The 21,005-nt window shown below is 38.9% G+C and carries 14 protein-coding genes and 1 pseudogene; 7 read left to right on the forward strand and 8 right to left on the reverse strand.

Annotated features, from left to right (window positions below):
• Window positions 1-28: 28 nt before the first annotated feature.
• Window positions 29-1,132 carry a glycosyltransferase family 4 protein gene (locus tag ACZ9AO_RS22320; RefSeq protein WP_251540590.1) on the reverse strand — a complete coding sequence of 368 codons (1,104 nt, stop codon included), beginning with the start codon at window positions 1,130-1,132 and terminating at the stop codon, window positions 29-31.
• Window positions 1,133-1,150: 18 nt separating this feature from the next.
• Complete coding sequence (locus tag ACZ9AO_RS22325; protein ID WP_476110519.1) at window positions 1,151-1,894, reverse strand: WecB/TagA/CpsF family glycosyltransferase; 744 nt, start codon at window positions 1,892-1,894, stop codon at window positions 1,151-1,153.
• Window positions 1,895-2,005: 111 nt separating this feature from the next.
• On the opposite strand from ACZ9AO_RS22325, the gene ACZ9AO_RS22330 reads away from it, so the two are divergent.
• Genes ACZ9AO_RS22330 through ACZ9AO_RS22340 form a run of 3 tightly spaced genes read left to right on the forward strand, consistent with a single transcriptional unit; the run spans window position 2,006 to window position 6,158 of the window.
• Complete coding sequence (locus ACZ9AO_RS22330) at window positions 2,006-3,436, forward strand: O-antigen ligase family protein (RefSeq protein WP_476110521.1); 1,431 nt, start codon at window positions 2,006-2,008, stop codon at window positions 3,434-3,436.
• Between the two features lie 4 nt (window positions 3,437-3,440).
• On the forward strand, window positions 3,441-4,967 hold the full coding sequence (gene murJ / locus ACZ9AO_RS22335; RefSeq protein ID WP_476110523.1) for a murein biosynthesis integral membrane protein MurJ: 1,527 nt from the start codon (window positions 3,441-3,443) through the stop codon (window positions 4,965-4,967).
• Between the two features lie 24 nt (window positions 4,968-4,991).
• Window positions 4,992-6,158, forward strand: coding sequence for a glycosyltransferase family 4 protein (locus ACZ9AO_RS22340; RefSeq protein ID WP_476110525.1), 1,167 nt, complete (start codon window positions 4,992-4,994; stop codon window positions 6,156-6,158).
• Window positions 6,159-6,196: 38 nt separating this feature from the next.
• On the opposite strand, the gene tagH is transcribed toward ACZ9AO_RS22340, so the two are convergent.
• The 5 genes and pseudogenes from tagH to ACZ9AO_RS22365 all read right to left on the reverse strand — a co-directional run bounded on the left by tagH (window position 6,197) and on the right by ACZ9AO_RS22365 (window position 14,118).
• Window positions 6,197-6,994, reverse strand: a complete 798-nt coding sequence (tagH, locus tag ACZ9AO_RS22345; protein ID WP_476110527.1) for a teichoic acids export ABC transporter ATP-binding subunit TagH — start codon at window positions 6,992-6,994, stop codon at window positions 6,197-6,199.
• Between the two features lie 17 nt (window positions 6,995-7,011).
• Window positions 7,012-7,809, reverse strand: a complete 798-nt coding sequence (locus ACZ9AO_RS22350) for an ABC transporter permease (protein ID WP_034315708.1) — start codon at window positions 7,807-7,809, stop codon at window positions 7,012-7,014.
• A 3-nt stretch (window positions 7,810-7,812) separates the two neighbouring features.
• A pseudogene (locus ACZ9AO_RS22355) lies at window positions 7,813-9,003 on the reverse strand (CDP-glycerol glycerophosphotransferase family protein); the annotation flags it as partial.
• A gap of 151 nt (window positions 9,004-9,154) precedes the next feature.
• On the reverse strand, window positions 9,155-10,693 hold the full coding sequence (locus tag ACZ9AO_RS22360; RefSeq protein WP_063595744.1) for a glycosyltransferase family 2 protein: 1,539 nt from the start codon (window positions 10,691-10,693) through the stop codon (window positions 9,155-9,157).
• A gap of 95 nt (window positions 10,694-10,788) precedes the next feature.
• Window positions 10,789-14,118, reverse strand: a complete 3,330-nt coding sequence (locus ACZ9AO_RS22365; protein WP_476110530.1) for a CDP-glycerol glycerophosphotransferase family protein — start codon at window positions 14,116-14,118, stop codon at window positions 10,789-10,791.
• Between the two features lie 887 nt (window positions 14,119-15,005).
• Here ACZ9AO_RS22365 and tagD point away from each other — a divergent pair.
• The 4 genes from tagD to ACZ9AO_RS22385 all read left to right on the forward strand — a co-directional run bounded on the left by tagD (window position 15,006) and on the right by ACZ9AO_RS22385 (window position 19,097).
• Window positions 15,006-15,404, forward strand: a complete 399-nt coding sequence (gene tagD / locus ACZ9AO_RS22370; protein ID WP_034315711.1) for a glycerol-3-phosphate cytidylyltransferase — start codon at window positions 15,006-15,008, stop codon at window positions 15,402-15,404.
• On the forward strand, window positions 15,397-16,560 hold the full coding sequence (locus tag ACZ9AO_RS22375; protein ID WP_476110532.1) for a CDP-glycerol glycerophosphotransferase family protein: 1,164 nt from the start codon (window positions 15,397-15,399) through the stop codon (window positions 16,558-16,560). Before tagD ends, ACZ9AO_RS22375 begins: the two co-directional genes overlap by 8 nt.
• A gap of 292 nt (window positions 16,561-16,852) precedes the next feature.
• Complete coding sequence (locus tag ACZ9AO_RS22380) at window positions 16,853-17,893, forward strand: C40 family peptidase (RefSeq protein ID WP_476110534.1); 1,041 nt, start codon at window positions 16,853-16,855, stop codon at window positions 17,891-17,893.
• 277 nt (window positions 17,894-18,170) lie between these two features.
• Entirely contained in the window at window positions 18,171-19,097 is a 927-nt protein-coding gene (locus ACZ9AO_RS22385; RefSeq protein WP_340878119.1) for an LCP family glycopolymer transferase, read from the forward strand.
• A 17-nt stretch (window positions 19,098-19,114) separates the two neighbouring features.
• Here ACZ9AO_RS22385 and ACZ9AO_RS22390 read toward each other — a convergent pair whose 3' ends face one another.
• Window positions 19,115-20,905, reverse strand: a complete 1,791-nt coding sequence (locus ACZ9AO_RS22390) for an LTA synthase family protein (RefSeq protein WP_476110536.1) — start codon at window positions 20,903-20,905, stop codon at window positions 19,115-19,117.
• Window positions 20,906-21,005 lie beyond the last annotated feature (100 nt).

Below are 21,005 nucleotides of genomic sequence, written 5' to 3' on the forward strand. Positions count from 1 at the left end.
TAAGAAAACCTATATATAAATGCTTATTTTAATTTTTCATCCTCAAATAAACATTATATACGTTATTGGCTAAAATCTCTATAGAAAAGTTGTTTTTTGCAAATTTTTGTAAATCCAGCCCTATCTTTGTCAAGTCCCCGGATTTTTTTAATTCCAAAGCATTGCGGATGGCCTGTTTCAGCTGTTCGACATTGCCGATATCCGTTATCCAGCCCTTGCTCCGATCGGGAATCAATTCCTGTACACCGCCGACATCACTAGTGATTGCCGGAAGACCCGATCTTGCTCCTTCAAGTAAAACGAGTGGAAAACTTTCGCTTAAGGAAGTCAATAATGTGATGTCCCCCAACGGGTAGATTCGATCTAAATCTTCACGATACCCTAAAAAGTACACGTGATCGGATAATCCCTTTTCCGAGACCATCTCTTCCAGAGCGGATCTCCTGCTCCCGTCCCCTGCAAGGATCAGCTTCACATGGGGGAATTCCGATACCACTTCACTTAATGCCGCTAAAGCAAATTCATGACCTTTCACCGGTTCAAGCCTTGCAGGCATGATGATGATGAAATCATCTTTCCCGAACCCGAAATCTTCTCTTCGAAACGGGAAAGGCAGTTCCTTTTCAAAGTCAATTCCGTTCAGGATCTTCGTTATTTTGGTCGAATGGATTCCTTGGTCAATCAAGTCCTGCTTAAAGCGGTCGGAAACCGCCAGTATATGATCGGCATATTGAAATGACCTTACATGAAGGCCCGTAAACAATTTCCCTTTTACACCCTGCCCTAAAAAATCATGATGAGGCGAACTGTGAACAGTAAGGAGCCATGGACATTTAATGAGGCGCTTTATAAAGGCACCATATATATTAGCCCGCGGACCATGTGTATGGATGATGTCTATATTATTTAGACGGATAAAGTCCCTTAAAGGTTTCAAAATTGAAAGATCATATTTGGAATGTTGCTTGAAAAGTTCAGTTTGTATCCCGGAGGACATGGCCCGCCGGTATAGTTCACCATTTTCAAATACACCAAGCAAACACTCCTCTTTATTCAATTGGTTCAGTAAGGACATAATATGAAACATACCGCCGCCGGTTTCATTACCAGCGTTTAAGTGCAAGATTCTCATCCAGTCCACTCCTTATGTTCAGGAACGCTGCACCGTTTTCCTTAACCGCCTAACCTTTAATACGAATCTTGGCAGCGCAAGCATCCGTTTCCACCGTGAAGGTTGCTGGATCAGTCGGTACAACCATTCAAGACGCATTTTTTGCCAGAAAACCGGGGCGCGGTTCACCTTTCCCGCAAGGACATCAAAGCTTCCCCCTACCCCCATGAATAACCCTTTATTGAATAACGCATAATGTCTGGAAACCCATTTCTCCTGCCTGGGGAACCCTAATGCAGTCAATATGATGTCAGGTTCCAGTTCCGCTATCGACTTCGGCAGGGTATCATCCTTGATATCAATGTAACCATGGTTGTATCCCACCAACTCGAGACCCGGATATAATTCTTTCACTTTCAGGGCCGCTGCTTCAATCACGTTTTCCTCCGCTCCAAGCAGATAAACCTTCAACGCTTTTTCATCAGCGACCCGAAATAATTCATTCATCAAGTCGAATCCTGTAATCCGCTCTTGTAAAGGTTGATTTAGCCATTTAGAGGCCATAATAATACCAACGCCATCCGGAGTGATGTAATCAGCCGATATAATGATGTCTTTATAATCCTGATGTTCATTTGCATACTCGACTATTTCCGGATTTGCCGTAACGACAAACGTTTTTTCCTGATTCATCAATCTTGGATAAATCATTCCATTCATGAACTCATCCATATTGCTATCAATGAATGGAATGGTTAGTATCTCAACAAACTTCTCTTTCATTTCACTTCAGCCTTTCATATGTACTATACATCTAAAGGGTGGGGTATTATTCAAGAAATTTTTTCATACACATCATAGAACATGATTTTTGATTCAAAGGTGGTTAATCAATTGAAGTTTATAGAAAAACAATCGTTACCCATTCTATTTCTGTGCCTGCTCATCCCATCGGCAGTGCCTCACCCTATCGCCGGTTACATAGCAACGGCGTTGATGCTCGTTTTTATCGGTATAAATAAAAAAAACCTGTTATTAATTCTATTCATTTATTTCCCTGCCCGTCCCATATTGATGGAACTGAATAGCGGCTTAACTTATACAGGTGACCTGATCATCCTCACCTTATTCATTTCTTTGCTAATTGAAAAATTCAAAAAGAACGAATGGCCATTTTCGAAATATCATTTCACTGCGCCATTTTGGTTGTTTTGTTTAATCGGTGCCGGTGCTGCACTCATAAACGGGGTGGGAATCCTCCCCATCTTGTTTGAACTCCGTGCATTGCTTATTACATTCTTGCTTCTTTACATTATCGGTGAATTAAATCTAGAAAGAAAGGATATCTTTCGCTTTTTGAAGGTAATCCTAATATTTACTATCTTACTTTGCCTGCATGGCATAGTGGAGAAAATCTTTTCACGTACGATCCTGCTTCCCCATGCATGGGAATTGTGGAATCTTTCTCGAACAAACCGGATGAGGATTTATGGAGCACCAGCCAATCCTAATGTATTTGCCTTATTCTTAAGCATCCAGTTATTCCTTGGTTTCTTTCTATTTCAGTCGCTGAAAAAATATAAATGGATCGTCTTTCTGGCTGCCATCCTGATTTCCGGAACGTTACTGCTTACCTATTCGCGGGGCACGATGATTGCATTCGGGTTCGCTGCGCTTGTCTTTATAATTTGGACTAGAAATAAACCATTTCTCAAATATGCTGTAGGAGCATTTTGTCTCGGGCTGCTTCTTATTTATTACCCAGTTTTATTTGCATCAAGTAAAGTGGAGGTATCCGCATCGATTCCCATGGAAAATGTGGTAATCGGCAGCACCCCCTCTTCCGAACACGAACATGCCCTCTCCAATCGTTTTTCAGAAATGTTCTCTGATAAGACCCTGCACCAAAGTACGGAATGGGGCCGGTTGTATGTCCTAATCAAAGGAATTGAAATTTTCAAAGATCACCCGATAATCGGCACCGGTCTAGCCACCTTCGGGGATTCTGCCACACTTTCCTTTTCCTCACCAATCTATCAGGAATACCAAATTGGTGAAAGGATGTATACCGATAATCAATATATTCAAATCCTGGTCCAAACTGGTGCACTCGGCTTCCTTGCGGTTCTTGCATTCATCCTTTTCACCTGCTGGAAAATCCTCAAATCGGGAAAAGGCACATTCGCGGCGTTCACCATCTGCCTGATGTTGGCCGCACTATTAGCAGGACTTTTCTACAATATTCTCGAAGATAAAACGTTTACGCTGATATTTTATAGTTGTTTGGGATTCTGTTTACAGAAGGACATCATTTTAAAGGATTGAAAATATGCCTACTCTTTCAAATGTCATTAAATCGGTAGGGCTCGTCACCATTATTGCAGCCATTGGAAAAGTCCTCGGATTCGGGCGGGAATCGATCATAGCCGCCTATTTCGGGGCATCATCCATGGCGGATGTTTTTTTCGTGGCAAGCCTCATACCAACCATTCTATTTACGGCTCTCGGCAGCGGTCTTCAGGCCGGCGTTATTCCCATTTATTTGGAAAAGAAAGCGGATAACCCGAAGAAAGCTGATGAATTCATCAGTGTTTTAGGTTCTTTCTTCATGCTGGTTGCCGGAGTCCTGACCATTGCCTGCATGATTTTCATAAAGCCGCTCGTCATGATGACAGCCCCGGGTTTCTCCGATTCAGAGCTTGCCCTGACGGAGTCACTGACCCGGATCATGCTGCCAAGTTTACTATTTTTCACGCTTTCATACATGGCGACGGGGGTCCTGAATGCGAATAAGCGCTTTATTTTGCCGGCACTCACTTCAACTGCACAAAACACGGTCATTATAGCAGCCACCGTATTGTTCGCTGCTCCCTTTGGGATTGAAGGACTGGCTTGGGGGTTTGTGTTCGGTGCAGCAAGCCAGTTCCTTATTCAATACCCATCATTGAAGAAATACGGAATCCGGCCCATCGTCTCTTTCCTGCCCCATAAAAGGCAGATTGCACAAACACTGTTCACCTTTTATCCAATCATTATCGCCGCTTTGGCGATCCAGTTGAATAGTGTCGTCGATCGGATTATTGCGACTTCGCTCGAAACTGGAAGCGTATCGGCCCTGAACTATGCGAATCGACTGCTGTGGCTGCCATTGAGCATTGTCCTCACGCCGCTGATTACCGTATTGTACCCTTCAATCGTCGAGCGCGCGCTTATAGGCTATCAATCTTTCCTTAATTTGACCTTAAAAGGGTTGAAATCGTTATTATTTTTAGCGATTCCGTTCATGGTTGTCATGTTAATCAGCGGAAACAGCTTAATCACTCTGGCTTTCCAACGCGGGGCTTTCGATGCTTCAGCAACTGACATGACTTATAGGGCATTCTTCTTTTATTCAGCTTGTCTCCCGTTTTTTGCACTGAGGGATTATTTGATGAACGCCTTTTACGCCTTGAAGAAAACGAAAGTGGCCATGTATTCCTGCCTGATTGCCGTTTTGCTTAACGTGCTGCTCAGCTGGGTTCTATCACGTTATCTCGGCGTCGGTGGAATTGCTTTAGCATCGGGGATTTCCATGCTCCTGCAATCCCTCTACCTTTTCGGCTACCTGTGGCTGAAGACAGGAAGAACGGACAAGGCTGCTTTCAGGGATGTTTTTCAGGAAAGCGGCAAGCTTACCATCATCGGAGCCATCATTTACGGAATCGCTCTCTGGATTCATCCGCTTACCCTATCGTTGCCCATCATCATGGAATTGGTGATCATCACGCTGCTGGTATTCGGATTATATCTCTCACTATCCATTCTTTTTAAAGTAAGCAGCCTGCAAGGGATGAAAAGGATCAGATCATCAAAGTAATACATTAGAAGAAGGAGTGCCAATATGAACATTTTAATCACAACCATTTTCAACTACCCTCATGAAGGAGGGCTATCGAGCCATATCACTACGTTAAAAAAGGGTTTAATGACACGGGGCCATAATGTGGACATATTATCTTTCTCTCAATTACCAGCTTTCAAGAGGAAGATGCTCGCCCAGGCTCCAGGATTTTTATTAAATAAAGTAAAACAGGGGAGCGGCCAGCTTTTCAATGATCGGCAACGCCAAAAATTATTGGCTTCATCTATTAATGCCCTGAAAAAGAACTATGATGTCATTAATGCCCAAGACATTTTTGCAACGCTCGCTTCCATCGAATCCGGGATACCAACGGTGCAAACCGTCCATGGATATTATTCATTCGAGGCAGTCAGCAGGGGAGCCCTTCTTCCGGACAGTGAAGAAGATTTGATCATTCGCGAGCTAGAAAGAAAAGCTTATCAGTCCGCTGCAAAAGTTGTGACGGTCGATCAAAGGATCAAAGACTATATAAATCATTTGGCACATATAGAGGCGGATACGATCAAGAACTTCATTGACGTGTCTGCTTTTAAACCGGAGATGGCAAAGCGGGAGCAAACTCGCCGGGACTTTCACATACCGCTACATAAAAAGATGCTTTTCGTTCCGAGAAGAATGACGGAAAAGAACGGTGTCATCTACCCGCTCCTTGCTTTGCCGGAGGTGCTGGAAAACCATCCTGAAACGGTTTTGGTCTATGCAGGTACAGGGGAACAGCGAAGCCAGCTTGAGGAAACCGCAGCCAGTCTCAATATATCCACTTCCGTACTTTTCCTGGGTTCTGTGCCGTTCGAGAAAATGCATAACCTCTATGAAGCATCGGACATCGTACTCATCCCTAGCGTTCATTCCCACGGGGTGGAAGAAGCGACTTCCATTTCCGCTTTAGAAGCGATGAGTTGCCGCTCACCCGTCATTGCAAGCGCAATCGGAGGTTTAAAGGAGATTCTCATTGATGGCGAAGATGGCCTTTTAGTAGAGGAAAAAAATAAAGAAGAACTTGCACAAGCCATCTCCCTTCTGCTTAAAGACCCTGAATATGCAGCAAAGTTAGCTTCGAAAGCAAGGTCTAAAATGGAAAGTGAATACTCCCACCTTTCAGCGGCCGAGCGGTTTGAGAAAGCTTATGTTGAAGTGCTTAACTAAAAAAAAGCAGACCCGAAGCCCGGGTCTGCTTTTCACGTTCATACCAGTGCGGAACTACGTCTTTTCATTTGCTCTTCACGGTATTTTTTCTGTTCTTGTTTAGACATGGCGTTATATTCTTTTAAGAATGCCTCATATTGCGGCATTACTTCCTTCATGGCACCGTATGCCTTTAACTCTCCATATTCAAGCCATAATGCCTTTTGGCAAAATTTCTTCATCTGACCGATTGAATGGCTGACAAAGAACATCGTTTTGCCCTTTGCCTTAAATTCGTTCATTTTCTCTAAACACTTCTCAGCAAAGTTTTTATCCCCGACTGATAAGGCTTCATCAATAATCAGGATATCTGGATCGATATGCACGGAAATGGAAAAACCAAGCCTGGACTTCATGCCGCTTGAGTAGGATTTCACCGGTTGGTCAATGAACTTACCAAGTTCCGAAAACTCAATGATCTCAGGCTCAAGTTCTTTGATCCGATTTTTATCGAATCCGAGCATCAGCATTTTCAGTTCGATGTTTTCCCTGCCCGTCAACTGATTATTCAGGCCCGATGAAACGGCAATCAAAGCCGTTTTCCCATTAGTTTGGACATTTCCGTCCGTAGGCGGGACAATGCCTGCAATAATATTGGACAATGTGGATTTACCTGATCCGTTGACCCCGACAAATCCTATTACATCGCCCTTTTCTGCTTCAAAACTAACATTCCTCAGAGCGAAATACTCTTCCCCATAGCTTTTAGGCAAAAGGAGATCCAATAATTTTTCCGAGGTTTTATTATATAATTTATATTTTTTCGTTATATCTTTGACTATTACCGATTTTTCCAAATTTTCTCACTTCCAGTTTACTTAAAGTCAACAAAGCGATCTCTGAACCTGACATGCAGCGAGGAACCTATCATAAACAAGATGATAACGACTGCCCAGAAATAAAGCGTATACTCCCAATGCGCTATCAGATACCATGATTCCCCCAACAATGAAGCTCGATACCCTTCCACAATATAATATAGTGGATTCAGCTTCATGATGTTGACTATGGTAGGGTGTTCCTTAGCATCCATTACCCAAAGGATTGGTGTTAAATAAAACATGACTTTCATTAAGGACACGATGATATTATGAACGTCACGAATGATGGTTGATAATGTTGAAGTGATTAAACCCAATGAAAATAACAGCAAGACCGTCGCTGCAACATAATACGGCAGTTGCAAGATGTAGAGTGTAGGGAGGTAACCTGTAAACCCTAATAGGATGATGATGACTCCCAGCAGCATGAGATGCTGATACAACTTAGCAAAGATGACATACGATGGAATCACACTCATCGGAAAGCTCATCTTGGATACCATATTCATTCGGGAATAGACGGATTTGGACGTTTGGGTTATGGCCGGGTTCACAAAGAACCAGACAACGATCCCTGCCATCAGCCATGGAAGGAAATCATCCCCGCGATTTAAGATGATAAATCCAAATACAAACCAATAAATCGCAATCTGTATCATCGGATTGATGATTTCCCATAGGACTCCCAGGTAGTTACTGCTGTTGGCACTTTTCACCTCATAAACAGATAAACGCCTTACCAAATAAAAATGTTTGATTTGTTCTTTTAAAACGGTCAAAGCTGAACTCATAAATTACACAGACCTTCCTAAAAACACTTTTTCTACGACACGGCGTGAAGCCTGGCCATCCTCGAGTGCACAAAACCGCTCGTGAAAATGATTGATATCATTGGTATTTTCATATTTCATCGTCTTGATACTATCAATGACCGCATCAGATGTTTTGACTAACAAACCTGGTGCATTCTTTTCGAAATCAAAGTAAAATCCGCGAAGCTTATCCCTGTAATTTTCAATATCATATACATAGAAAAGCATCGGACGCTGTAAATTTGCGTAATCAAAGAATACGGATGAATAATCGGTTATTAATAAATCCGAAATAAGATACAAATGACTAATATCTTCGTAACTGGATAAATCATAGGCGAATCCTTGATACGCCGATAAATCCAAGTTCTCAGAAACCAAATAATGAAGACGGAGCAAAATGACATACTCCTCCCCCAATTCCCGTTTCATTCGATCCAGATCCAGTTTTATTTCGAACTTATATTTTCCCTTGCTATAAAACTCATCATCTCTCCAAGTCGGCGCATATAAAACGATCTTTTTCTCTATTGGTATACCCAACTTCTGTTTCAATGAGTCGATTGTATCACGATTATTCCCGTTGTAAAGGATATCATTACGAGGATAACCTGTTTCCAGAATTTTAGAGGTATCGACATTGAAGGCCCGGGCAAAGATTTCACTTGAATAAGCATTCGGTGAAATTAAATAATCCCATTTACTTGATTCGGCATGGAAATTTTCTTTATATTTATCCGTTGTGGTTCCAGGCATATGAACTTCATTCATATCCGCTGCAAGTTTCTTTAGTGGAGTACCATGCCACGTTTGCAAATAGATCGTGTGCTTCGGCTTCGGAATCCAAAGCGGGAGCCTGCTGTTCGTCACCCAATAACGGGCCCTTGTCATTTTGAGCAGCCAACTGAATGAAAAACGATCGAGATATGGAATGCCTGCCTCTTCGAAAAGAGCTGCATACTTTTTATCTACGCTCCAATACATTTTATATTCAGGATGGTTACTCTGCAAGTATTCATAAATCGCCCGGGGATTACAGCTATACTGCTTGCCCAAAAAGCTCTCAAAAATGACAAGCTTCTGGTCCACTGGCAACACTGTGCCAGCAAATGCAAAAGCCATTTTATATCCTCTTAAAATAATTGCTTTAGCCTTATTTTTAACTAGCGTTAGAAAGGAAGGTCTCTTTGAGGTTTGTACTTTTTCATTTGACATATCCGATCTCCCTTTTTATTGATTAATGATCATTGAACCATGCTAATTTCAAACTAAAAATAAGCTCACCCAATAAAAGGGAGAGCTTATTTTTGGCGTACTTCTATAGCTACTCCAAAGACTTAATTGCCAGTCCCAAATTATTTGCCACTGTTGTATAAAACTCCACATTTTTCTTATTATACGTCATCTTATTTTTCAGGATCCTTTTAATATTCATCAATTGATAATCATTGTAGCGAATGAACACTGTAAATAACGACATTTCCATTTTATCAATTTCTTCTAAAGAAACAGTAAACTGGCCTATATTACCGTCTATTTGAACTTCGCAATTGATTTCATTGTCCATTCTTTTTCGATCACGTATCAATACAGAATCTATGTTGTCTATATCATCACCATAAATCTCAAAACTTTGGTGATAGACATTATCCATGATAAAGGAATCCATTGCACGGGCAAGCATCGGTATCCTGACAAAGCGATATTCGTCTTCCAGAAATGGAAGTTCATAATATGGTAAACCATCTTTTATATGATACTTTTTATTGGAATCTCGCTTTAACCATTCAAATAACTTTACGAAATCCTCAATGCGATCGCCCATGAATAATTCAAGTGCCAATTTATAAACAGGCACCTTAAATTCATTCTTAAAGTCATATGACAGGTTTTTCGCAGTTTCGACAGCTTCCCTTAATATTTCTATAAAATCTTCTTTATTCTTGGATTTCACAAAAGTTTGGCTGTCGAACGTTTTTACAATATCGTACTCATAAATCCGGTTAAGGGCCACCTTTTTCAATTCGATGGCAATGTCCTTGGATTGAATATACTTTATTATGTCGATATCCGCTTTTCTTTTTTCCAACACATTCGTAACACGTGTTAAAGAAGAGGGATTTTCTGAAGTCCTATTGACATAATAAATTGGCTTTTTAGTAGTTGATACTGCTCTGACTTTAAAGAAAACATCAGTAAAAAACCATTTATCTTCACCGAATTTCATATTCGGAAAACCAATTTCATTTTCTTTAATCATAGGCAGATTCATCATCCTGGCCGTTGGACCCATATGATAAAAAAAGTGCGGAACATCCATTGGGGTGATGCTTCTTCTTTCTTTAATGGAAGCAAACTCACCGATGACACTCTCTGCCTCAGATTCGACTTTTACCGTTTTGCCCACTACATAATCATCACCGGTTTCCTCCAGGATGTTATAGAGGCTTTCCAGTCCATCATGGGCAAGCCAATCATCCGCGTCTAAAAAAGTTATATATTTGGATGTTCCCAACTCTATTCCAATGTTTCTGGGGGTCCCAGGTGACCCATTATTTTCTTGAAGAGTAACTGAACAGATATTTTTATATTTAGCTGTATACTCCTGAATGATTTTATTGGTAGCATCAGTCGAACAATCGTCAATAATGATATATTCAATCTGATCTATACCCATTGTCTGATTTATTACTGATTCAATCGTTTTTCTAATGAATTTTTCAGCATTATAAGCAGCCGTGACTACAGTGACCTTTTTTTCTTTTCCTAAAAATTTATTCCTTAAGCCAACAGGGTTATTTTTTATTGAAATATTACCGCTCTTTAAAAGTTCCCTCGCCTTTTGACGTACCAAGAAATTCATACGATTCCCTCCTTTTAAGTAGAGGTAACATAGATGTTTCTATCAGGCAGCCAGTTACCAGTTACTTAAAGCAACAATACCCTTTATTTAAGGAATCAATCATTAAAAAATTTATCCACGATTCTCTGTGTAGCTTTACCATCCTCTATTCCACAATACTTCTCTCTAAATAAACCATATCTCTCTTTGTATTGCATGTTTATTTCATCAATATTGGTAATAGTATCGATAATCTCCTCAGTCGTTTTTAAAAATGGACCTGGTGCTTCCTTTTCAAAGTCCATATAGAATCCGCGGATGTTATCTCTGTAATCTTCCAAGTCATACGTGTAGTACAAAATCGGCCGGGCAGTATTAGCAAAATCGAACATTACGGAAGAATAATCCGTAATCAATATATCAGAAATCAGGTAAAGTTCCTGGATATCTGAATAATTGGATACATTTATCACGAAATCCTCGAATTCGCTCGGAATGCTCAGATTATTACTTATAACAACATGCATCCTTAACAACAGGATATATTCATCCCCTAGTTCTTCCTTCATTCTTTCCAAATCAAATTTCAGCTCGAAAATGAATTTATTATTTTTCGAAGTTTGATTATCCCGGAATGTAGGAGCATATAAGATGACTTTTTTTCCTTTTGGTATCTTCAGTTTTTCCATCACTGAGTCGGCAACCATTGAAGCATCTTCCTTGTAAAACAAATCATTTCTCGGATATCCCGTTTCCAATATTTCCCCTTCATATTTGAAAGCACTTCTGAAGGCTTTGGATGCGTATGGACTTGGTGATATTAAATAATCCCAAGTTCTCGTTGCACCATGCACCCGATTCAAGTACCCCTCGTCTCTTCCTTGAATATTATCGATATCAAACAGCATTTTTTTCAAAGGGGTTCCATGCCAAGTCTGAATATATGTCGTTTCCTTCCTTTTCCTTAAATAAGTAGGGAAGTTTTGATTATTTATCCAATAACCTGCTTTGGCTAAATAATAATAATATTCCGGGCTTAGGCGTTTGATCAGCTTCGTATTCTTTCCTTTTATCGGTAAATTACCATTATACACCCAAACTTTTTTATATTTATTATCCCTTTTGACCAGTTCTTCATAAATATATTTGGGGCTATCGGAGAATTGCTTCCCTATCCCACTTTCAAAAAGAATAAGGTTCCGGTCAACCGGTATGACCCTGGACATGATTTTATAAACTTTTTTCATGACAGGGAAATACTGTTCACTTTTCCTAAATCGATTCATAATGAGTTTTGATATCGGGTGGTTATATAATTTAATAAGTGAATTCTGATCTTTTTCTGCATGTTTAATCACTTCGAATATCCTTGAATTAGAATGGACATCCCGATATTTAATAAAACGGTTGGCCTTATCGATATACTTTTTCTTCATGACAAAATCAGTGTTAGCGTATTCGGCTAATACACCTAACAATCCATCCAATTCATCAACGATTTCACCCGGAAGATCGTTATCCAAATCCAAATGTGACGGTCTTTTCCCTATGAAACGATCTCTATCAAATTGATAGTAAATAACCGGTTTATGCAGGAAACTAAAGTCGAAAGCAACACTTGAATAGTCCGTGATCATAATCGCACTTTCCTTAATTAACCTTTGGACATCCACTTCACCCTGACTAATCACCCGAACAGGGGCATCTTTAAAATAAGACGTGAATTTCTGCATATTAGGGTGAAGGCAAAAAATGATTTCAAACCCATTATTTTTAGATAACTCATGTAAAACCGGGTGATTCACCAAGTTCTGATACCTTTCGAAATACTCGCTTTCCAAAAATATTTCATCGGATGTAATCCAATCTCGCCATGTCGGAATGATCAGTAATTGCCGCTTTGTTAAAACATCATCCTTAAATAGTGAGTCGAACCTAGAAAGTCCGGTCGTGAATACTTCCTTCTCGTTGTATCCAAAATCCGTTACGATCATATCCTTTTCGAAGTCTGAACTAACTAGAAAAACATCCGTACTAAAACCGGAGGATGCATTTTTGCCGTAGTTTGCAACCATGTTCTTAGTGCCCATAACACCATGTTGAAGAAATACTTTAACTCCCTTAACACGATTTTTAAATTCAGATGTTCTTAAAGGATATAAATAATCCGGATGATGTGATGAAATGATACGTGTCGATTCCATTGTCTTTTTAATATGATCCTTTGACTTGAAATAAAGGATATTTCCAAAGGGCTCGACGTTCTTGGCTTCCACGGAATTTTCTTCTATTACATAATACACTTCTTTTTCAGGGTGGTTTTCCCTCATATATTTAAAAAAGTGATATCCGGTATCTTGGGCTTTATAAGTTCTTTCACCAATTAGCCAAACATCCTTTTTCTTTTTAAATAGGGCCAGAAAACGCCTCCATCCCATCATCTTTTTTAAATATCGATAACTTTCCGTAGAGAAGTTAAACACTTCCAAAGATAAATTGGATGCTTTAAAGGTATAATATGGATTGATGATGGCCACTCCATTATTCGAGCTCACATCGTTCTTTTTTGTAAATAATTTAGTTCTCGTGGTTGGTCTTCCGACGCGTACCATTTTTGGTTCTTCCTGATCATGCAAATGTAATTTCATGTAAATATCATAGACATCATCTTCCAAGTCCACACTGACTAATTGTTCTAAATCCAATTTCAAATCATATATATAACGATTCAGTCCAAATTTCTTAATATTCATTTCCTTATTATGAATAAAAGATAGATTGGCCTGATATTCTTTGCCACTTTGTCTTCCTCTAACTAGGCCCTCACCTTTTATGATCGCGGAATGCTTGGTGAAGATTTGACCATTAACCTGCATGGTCTTCGAATTGTTTTTGATCTTTTCAATTTGAGACTTAATCTGAATTTTAGGGGTTTTATTGATGTAAAGAGATATATTTCCTTTATTCGTTATCGAGAATATACTTTGTTTATCTTCATAGGTGAAAATACTTAAATTGTTCGTGTACGTCTCCTGAAAACGCCCTAGACGAATTGGAAATTCAATATGAACCTGTTCGTTCTCTTCTACATATTCAGCTTTATGTTCGATATTAAGTATTGTTTTCTTGCTCAGCTTTTCAATCGGAACGGCTACCTTTATATAACAGTCATAAACAGTCGGTTCATCATCTGCTAATTTCCTCATTAAATCTTTCATATCTACTTTAAAATCAAATTTAGACGAGCTCACTGATTCAGCTATTTTTATTTTTTGATCTTCATTTTCCCTAGAATGTAGCCATAGTTCTTTTGCGCAATAATGTTCTATTGAGAATTCTCCTTTAATCAATAGCATATTTTCTTCTTGCGCAATGGTCAGAACTTGTTTCAGCTTAATTTTAGGCGCTTTTTTTGCTTTCCCTTTTCCAAGAAGCTTTTTAATCATTTTAGACCACCTATAACAAATTATTTATTTAAATAAAAATGAATCATTCATTGTACTTTAAAATCATAAACTTTTTTTGGTTTTTCCTCAATATCATTAAACAAACAGGTAGATTTCCCGTATTTTCCCTTCAATTCCTCTTATGAACAAAAAAGAAAAAAAACCAGGTGATTCATTGTCGTACTGAAACAAAAAAACCGCAAAAATCATATGCATGTCCTTCCATGTTGCCAGAATGGAAAGGGAATAGCAAAAACATGTCTTTCAATTACAAAGAAGTCTTCTTACTATCAAAGTGAACGCTTTCAAAACAGGTCAACCGCATATATATTCCCCTCATTAAATGGATCCATAAAAGTTAAGCGATAGATTTATGGCCGATAGATACCATCCTCTGTCCTTTACCTTTCACTATTAGAAAACAGGGATTTATGAAGCCCCTCTAGTTGTTCTCTCTAAAACGTGGTAAAATTGTGAGTGGCTTTTCCTGATTGCAAGAATGATGAAATCTTTCTTCATTCATTAATGTGAGGGAAATTATTTTTAAATATCATTTAGTATAAATCCTTACATTAATTATAGACACTTTATTATGCCCTTTAGTGTCATACAAATTAGTCAACATTTAATTTTAACTTAAAAATTAATATTTACAAGAATCATCAATGTAAAAAATTGTGGTTTATTTGTAAAAAAATTGTGGTTTATTTGTAAAGCTATTAAGTTATAATTAGTTAGAGAATGCCATTGCCTAAATATATAGGAAAACAACAAGCAGAATTAAAATGCTGGTTGCCTGTTTTATTGTTCCATTTCATATTCTAATAGACCAAATATATATTAATTTGATTGAATAACAGTTCAAGAGTCTTAAAGGAGGAATAAAAATGAAAAAAGTAATCACTTACGGAACCTTTGATTTGCTTCATTGGGGTCATATCAATCTATTAAAACGTGCTAAAGATTTAGGGGATTATCTGATCGTTGCCATTTCTACGGATGAATTCAATGCTTTAAAAGATAAAAAAGCTTATCACAGCTTTGAAAACAGAAAAATGATCCTAGAATCAATTCGTTATGTGGATGAAGTCATACCTGAAGACAATTGGGAACAAAAGAAGGAAGACATCGTTCGTGAAGGTGTGGATATCTTTGTAATGGGTGATGACTGGAAAGGCCAATTCGATGAATTATCCGAAGTTTGTGAAGTGGTCTACCTTCCAAGGACAATCGGCATTTCGACTTCCCAAATTAAAGATGACCTTCTACAAGTTACTAATGGCTAAAGAATTTGCGATAGGGGTTTATCTTTTTTGTTTCAAAGTTTTATTCTCTATCTTTAAACTTTTCCCTTTATATGACAAAACGACCTTTGTCACATCATTCGGGGACAATTGCCAATATATCGCAGATGAAATGGACAAGCAGGACATTTCCGTTCAAAAAGTATTTTTAATGAAATCAAGCAGTTCTATACAAGTTAAGGACGATGGGGAAACCATCGTCCTTCCGTTTGAATCAAAAAATATCAGTGCCATGATCCGATCGATTTATCATCTGGCTACATCAAAATGGATTATCATCGATAATTATTTTGGCTTTCTTTCAGCCATTTCATTCAAAAAGCAAGTGACATGCGTGCAAGTATGGCATGCGGCCGGTGCCGTAAAGCAATTCGGAGCAAAAGACCCTTCCATTAAAAACCGTTCAGCCGGTGCAAGGAAAAGATTTTTTGAGGTATATGATAAATTCGATTATGTTACGGCAGGTTCAGAGAGAATGGCCGAGATTTATCAAGAAAGTTTCCAACTGCCGGAATCCCATATCCTAAGGACCGGGATACCTCGGACCGATTTCTTTTTTAATGATGAATCAAAAAGGACTGCCCGTAATGCTTTGCTGGCCAAGTATCCAGAACTTGAGCATAAGAAAATCATGTTATATGCCCCTACATTTCGTAATGACGGCTTGAACAACGGAAAGATTGCTCTTGATTTGGAATTGCTCTACAAGGAACTTAAGGGCGAAAATTATGCGTTATTACTAAAGCTGCATCCAGCTGTAAAAGCTGAGCATGATTTACAAGATAAATTCCCGGGATTCATTTTCCCTGTCAATAGTGACTTTCACGTTAATCAACTGCTGATCAGTACGGATCTTTTAATAACCGATTACTCATCGATTCCATTTGAATTCTCTTTTTTGGGAAGACCGATGATATTCTTTGCATATGACTTAGAAAAGTATGTGCAGGAACGGGGATTCTGGGAGGATTACTCTTCTTCCATGCCCGGACCCGTGGTATTCACCACAGAAGAGCTCTTGAGGAAAATCCGTACCGCCGATCATTCATTAATGAAGATCGCTTCCTTTAACCAAAAATGGAATGAATACTCCACGGGAAAATCAAGCAGGAATTTAGTTGATTTCCTTTTTAAATAAACCACCCACTTCGTAAAACGAAGTGGGTTTTCAATTTTTCCATAAACACTGAGCAGGAATTCACCCCCCAAAAAAAGGTACATTTTTACAGAAAATGACAAAGAGAAAGGCGAAACTCCAAAATGCGAAAAAAGACTCACAATATAGAAAATATTGTAGATTACAATACTCAAGCGCCACCAATATAAACCAGTAAAATACTACTATTTTCCCCTTGTAACAAAAATGTAATATGTTTAAAACCATTTATTTTGTTAGAATAGGGAAAAAGACATATTTGAGGTGGAAAACCGTGAAAAAAAGTGTTGTCGCATTTTCGACATTAGCCATTTTATCTTCGACTTTTGTTTCTCCTGCCCTTGCCGGTACATATACAGTCAAAAGCGGTGATAACCTAAGTAAAATCGCCCAGAAGCATAATACGACGGTAAAAGACTTAAAACAGCTTAATAACTTAAAATCAGACTTCTTGAGAATCAATCAAAAATTAATTACACCCAACTCCAAAACAACATCAAATGCTTCTTCAGTTTCCGTGAAAACAACAAAGAAAACCACATATACCATTGTTTCAGGTGATACCTTAACCAGGATAGCAAACAAGCATAACCTTACACTTGCTGAATTGATGAAAATGAATAACTTAAAATCCGATAGAATTTATGCAGGCGCCAAACTTATCGTATCCAAATCAACCACCACCACTACCATTGATTTACCCGGCAGCTCCAAACCATCCAGTGGTACACAGACCCCAGCAAATTCGTCTACATACATTGTGGTAAAAGGTGATACTCTTTCCAAGATTTCCAGAAAAACAAACATGACCGTAGCCCAGCTTAAATCAATCAACTCGTTAAAGTCCGATTTAATTAGAGTGGGGCAAAAACTGAAATTAAGTAAATCGGCAAGCACTGCCCCTGCAGATAAAAACGATGGTGGAAAAGTGGAAGCCCCAAGTTCAGGAAACAAAGTGGCCAAGCTCGTTTCCGAAGCAAAGAAATTGATCGGCACACCTTATTCGTGGGCGGGTTCCTCCCCATCAGGATTCGATTGCAGCGGATTCATCTACTATACGTTCAAGAAGGCTGGGTATGATGTTCCAAGGGTTTCATCATCCACCTATTATGATATGGGCAAAAAAGTTACTTCACCGAAAAGCGGCGATCTTATCTTCTTTGCAACGGGTTCCAATAAATCAGTCATAAGCCATATGGGAATTTACTTGGGCGGCGGGGAATTCATTCATGCCTCATCAAGTAAGGGAGTAACGATCAGTACCACTTCAAACTCTTATTTCAAAAGTAAAATCATCGGTTATAGAAGTTTATAAGATTTACTTGCCAGACTTTCTCTTAAAGTCTGGCAAATTTATGAAAAGAATCATAACTTCTTTAACTCTGCTATACAATTTTGGAAAACAATTGAATGCTGTGCAAACGAAGGAATTCAGAATCCTTCGTTTTTTTGAATGAAAAAAGGTAAATATGCACTCTACCTACAAAAAGAAACTATTCTATTTTTGACAAAAAAAAGGTATAGTTAAAAATACCGACTAGGTACTTTTTCACACCTTCCATTTTGTGGGATGGTTAAGGGAGGAATATTAAATGAGATCCGAACATAAAAAAAAGAAAAAGAAACGCAAAACGTTTAAAATAATCGGCTTCACCCTTCTTATCCTTATCATTGGCGCAGGTGTTTATGGCGCTTCAGTATATCAATCATTAGCCGGTGCGATCAGCACTATGCAGGGCACAGCCCATAAAACGGATAAACGTGTAGAGGACATCAAGTTCAAAAGCCAAGATCCATTTTCATTACTAATTCTTGGTGTGGATGAAAGAAAAAATGACTCAGGTCGATCAGATACGATGATTGTCATGACCGTTAATCCTAAAAAAGAATCGATTGAGTTATTGAGTTTACCGAGAGATACGCGTACAGAGATCGTCGGTAAAGGTATAAATGATAAAATGAACCATGCCTATGCATATGGCGGAGTGGCCATGTCGATAAATACAGTGGAATCCTATTTGGATATTCCGATTGACTATTACGTCAAAATGAATATGGAAGGCTTTCAGGATATTGTGAATGCCGTTGGTGGTGTCACAGTCGATAATGATATGGACCTTGCCTATAAAGGATATACCTTCAACAAAGGTACAATTGACTTAAATGGTAAAGAGGCCTTGATTTATTCCCGAATCCGTAAAGAAGATCCCCGCGGGGATTATGGACGACAAATGCGGCAACGCCAAGTTATCCAAGCTGTCATGAAAAAAGGCGCAAGCCTATCAACACTTACCAATTATGACGATATATTCGAAGCTTTAGGTAAAAACGTGGAAACCAATTTAAGTTTCAATCAAATGTTGAGCATTCAAAATAACTACAAATCATCCCTCAAAAATATTGAACAATATACACTTGAAGGTGACAATCAGCGGGTAGATGGCGTTTGGTACAACATCGTTCCAGAAGATACAAAGCTTGAAGCCCAAAATCGTGTTAAAGCACATTTGGGATTATAATGGAAGGAGGATGACTTTTATCGGTCATCCTCTTTTTTTACTTCTTTCTCAATTTTTTTAAAGTAATCGGAACGTATCACCTGATCACTCAGATCAATCTCCTTTTGATCTTTTGGTGAAAATCCTTCGACCTTGCCTTCCCCATTTACTTTCATTTGAGAACCATAATCCCCTTTTAATATCAAGGCATCACCCTCTTCGCCATCCAGCATGCTCTCTCCAAAGTATGAAGAACCCTTTATATTGAACAGATCATATAGAGTGGGCAGAATATCGATTTGGCCCGCCACCTTATCTATCGTTCTCCCTTCCATATCCTCCTGATAAATGATCACGGGAATGGGCATATATTTTTCAATCCACTCTTCATCGCTAATTTTACTACCGTAATACGCTTCAACTTCGTGTTTATCTTTTAAGAATAGCCCATCATGATCTCCGTAAATGACAATTACGCTGTCTTTCAATTTCCCGTCATCCTTCAACTTCTTCACGAAATCCCCGATAGCTGAATCTGTATAATGAATGGCTTCGAAATATTTAGTCAGGTAACTATTTTCTTTTCCAACTTCAGGCTTCATTGTTATCTGTTCCTTCGGCAGCGAAAAAGGTACATGGCTGGTCAAAGTAACGAAAAAAGCGTAATAGGGGTTTTGTTTATCTTTTAAGAAATCATAGCTTTGATTAAAGAAACTGCGGTCTCCCAAGCCCATCGAAATCATCTCATCCTGCTTCATATCCTCTATGGAAAGATAGTCATCAAAACCTAGCGAGGGATATGCATGCTGCCTATTCCAAAAGTCTTCTTCATCTCCGTGGAAAGCAAAACTTTGATAATGCGACTTCTTTAATTCCTTGGCAAGACCAGGAAAATCATTATAAGGGAACCGAAAAAAGGTCGCACCTTGCTTTAAAGGAAATAGTCCGGTATTCACGATAAGCTCTCCATCAGATGAATTTCCAAATACCGTCTGCGGATATACATGCGGGAAATACAATCCCCCTTTCGCCAGTTCATTCATGAATGGCGTGACCTCCTGCCCGGCATTGGTTTGAAAGAGCGGAAACGCCTGTAAAGATTCCACCTGGATGATAATGAGATTCTTCCCCTCCAAGGATCCTGAAAGGGCATTTTCCTTTCTTTTCTTTTTATTGAAGTAATCAGAAACGGCCTTCTTTTCTTCCGAAGACATTTCATCCCTTCCCGAGTCAGTAAAATAGGCATACGCATCCAATGCGTGATGACCGATAGGACCCCAGTTTCGCAAAAAGGTATTTGCCTCATAACGACGGGTTATATCGACTTTGTCGATAAAGATATGCTTGACCGGTTTTAATCCTGCTATCATCAGGAATATTACGGCCGGCACAAGTGCCATATGCTTGAGGGGGTATTTTTTCTTCACAAAAGATTCAGCAATTGGAATGCCTGCCAGAAGAAAGATTGCATCCTTGATTTCCATCATACTGAATATACTTTCACCAAGCCCATTCAAATTGCTTTTTTGCATCCACATATAGGATGTTATAGGTGTCGAATAATAACGATAAAACCAGATGTCCCCAAGGAAAAAGACCATGATCGAAAGAAGGAAAACTGAAAAAATGATACCCTTTATGATTCGATTCGATATCCATTCCTTCAGATAAACAATAAAACCGGCAACACCGATGATTATCGTAATGATCCCAATAGAAAGATCGTTACCCATCCTATCATTCGTATAAATGAAAAGTATGGCCACGATTGAGAATGACAATAACTCAAATAGCCTCTCCTTCAAGCGTTGATTACGGTTATTCTTCATGCTCCTGCCACTTTCCTCTTCATTATTTCCAAGCCTTGGTTAGGCTAGATTGCGGAAGATTACTTATAAATATTACTTAGCGTTGCCATTTATGAGAAAT

The sequence above is a fragment of the Peribacillus sp. TE19612 genome (genome assembly GCF_056279465.1).

What these genes read in the sequence shown, in the direction of transcription:
- ACZ9AO_RS22320 (WP_251540590.1), bottom strand. Translation starts at nt 1,132, where the DNA reads ATGAGAATCTTGCACTTAAACGCTGGTAATGAAACCGGCGGCGGTATG.
- ACZ9AO_RS22325 (WP_476110519.1), bottom strand. Translation starts at nt 1,894, where the DNA reads ATGAAAGAGAAGTTTGTTGAGATACTAACCATTCCATTCATTGATAGC.
- murJ (WP_476110523.1), top strand. Translation starts at nt 3,441, where the DNA reads ATGCCTACTCTTTCAAATGTCATTAAATCGGTAGGGCTCGTCACCATT.
- ACZ9AO_RS22340 (WP_476110525.1), top strand. Translation starts at nt 4,992, where the DNA reads ATGAACATTTTAATCACAACCATTTTCAACTACCCTCATGAAGGAGGG.
- ACZ9AO_RS22350 (WP_034315708.1), bottom strand. Translation starts at nt 7,809, where the DNA reads ATGAGTTCAGCTTTGACCGTTTTAAAAGAACAAATCAAACATTTTTAT.
- ACZ9AO_RS22360 (WP_063595744.1), bottom strand. Translation starts at nt 10,693, where the DNA reads ATGAATTTCTTGGTACGTCAAAAGGCGAGGGAACTTTTAAAGAGCGGT.
- ACZ9AO_RS22365 (WP_476110530.1), bottom strand. Translation starts at nt 14,118, where the DNA reads ATGATTAAAAAGCTTCTTGGAAAAGGGAAAGCAAAAAAAGCGCCTAAA.
- tagD (WP_034315711.1), top strand. Translation starts at nt 15,006, where the DNA reads ATGAAAAAAGTAATCACTTACGGAACCTTTGATTTGCTTCATTGGGGT.
- ACZ9AO_RS22375 (WP_476110532.1), top strand. Translation starts at nt 15,397, where the DNA reads ATGGCTAAAGAATTTGCGATAGGGGTTTATCTTTTTTGTTTCAAAGTT.
- ACZ9AO_RS22385 (WP_340878119.1), top strand. Translation starts at nt 18,171, where the DNA reads ATGAGATCCGAACATAAAAAAAAGAAAAAGAAACGCAAAACGTTTAAA.
- ACZ9AO_RS22390 (WP_476110536.1), bottom strand. Translation starts at nt 20,905, where the DNA reads ATGAAGAATAACCGTAATCAACGCTTGAAGGAGAGGCTATTTGAGTTA.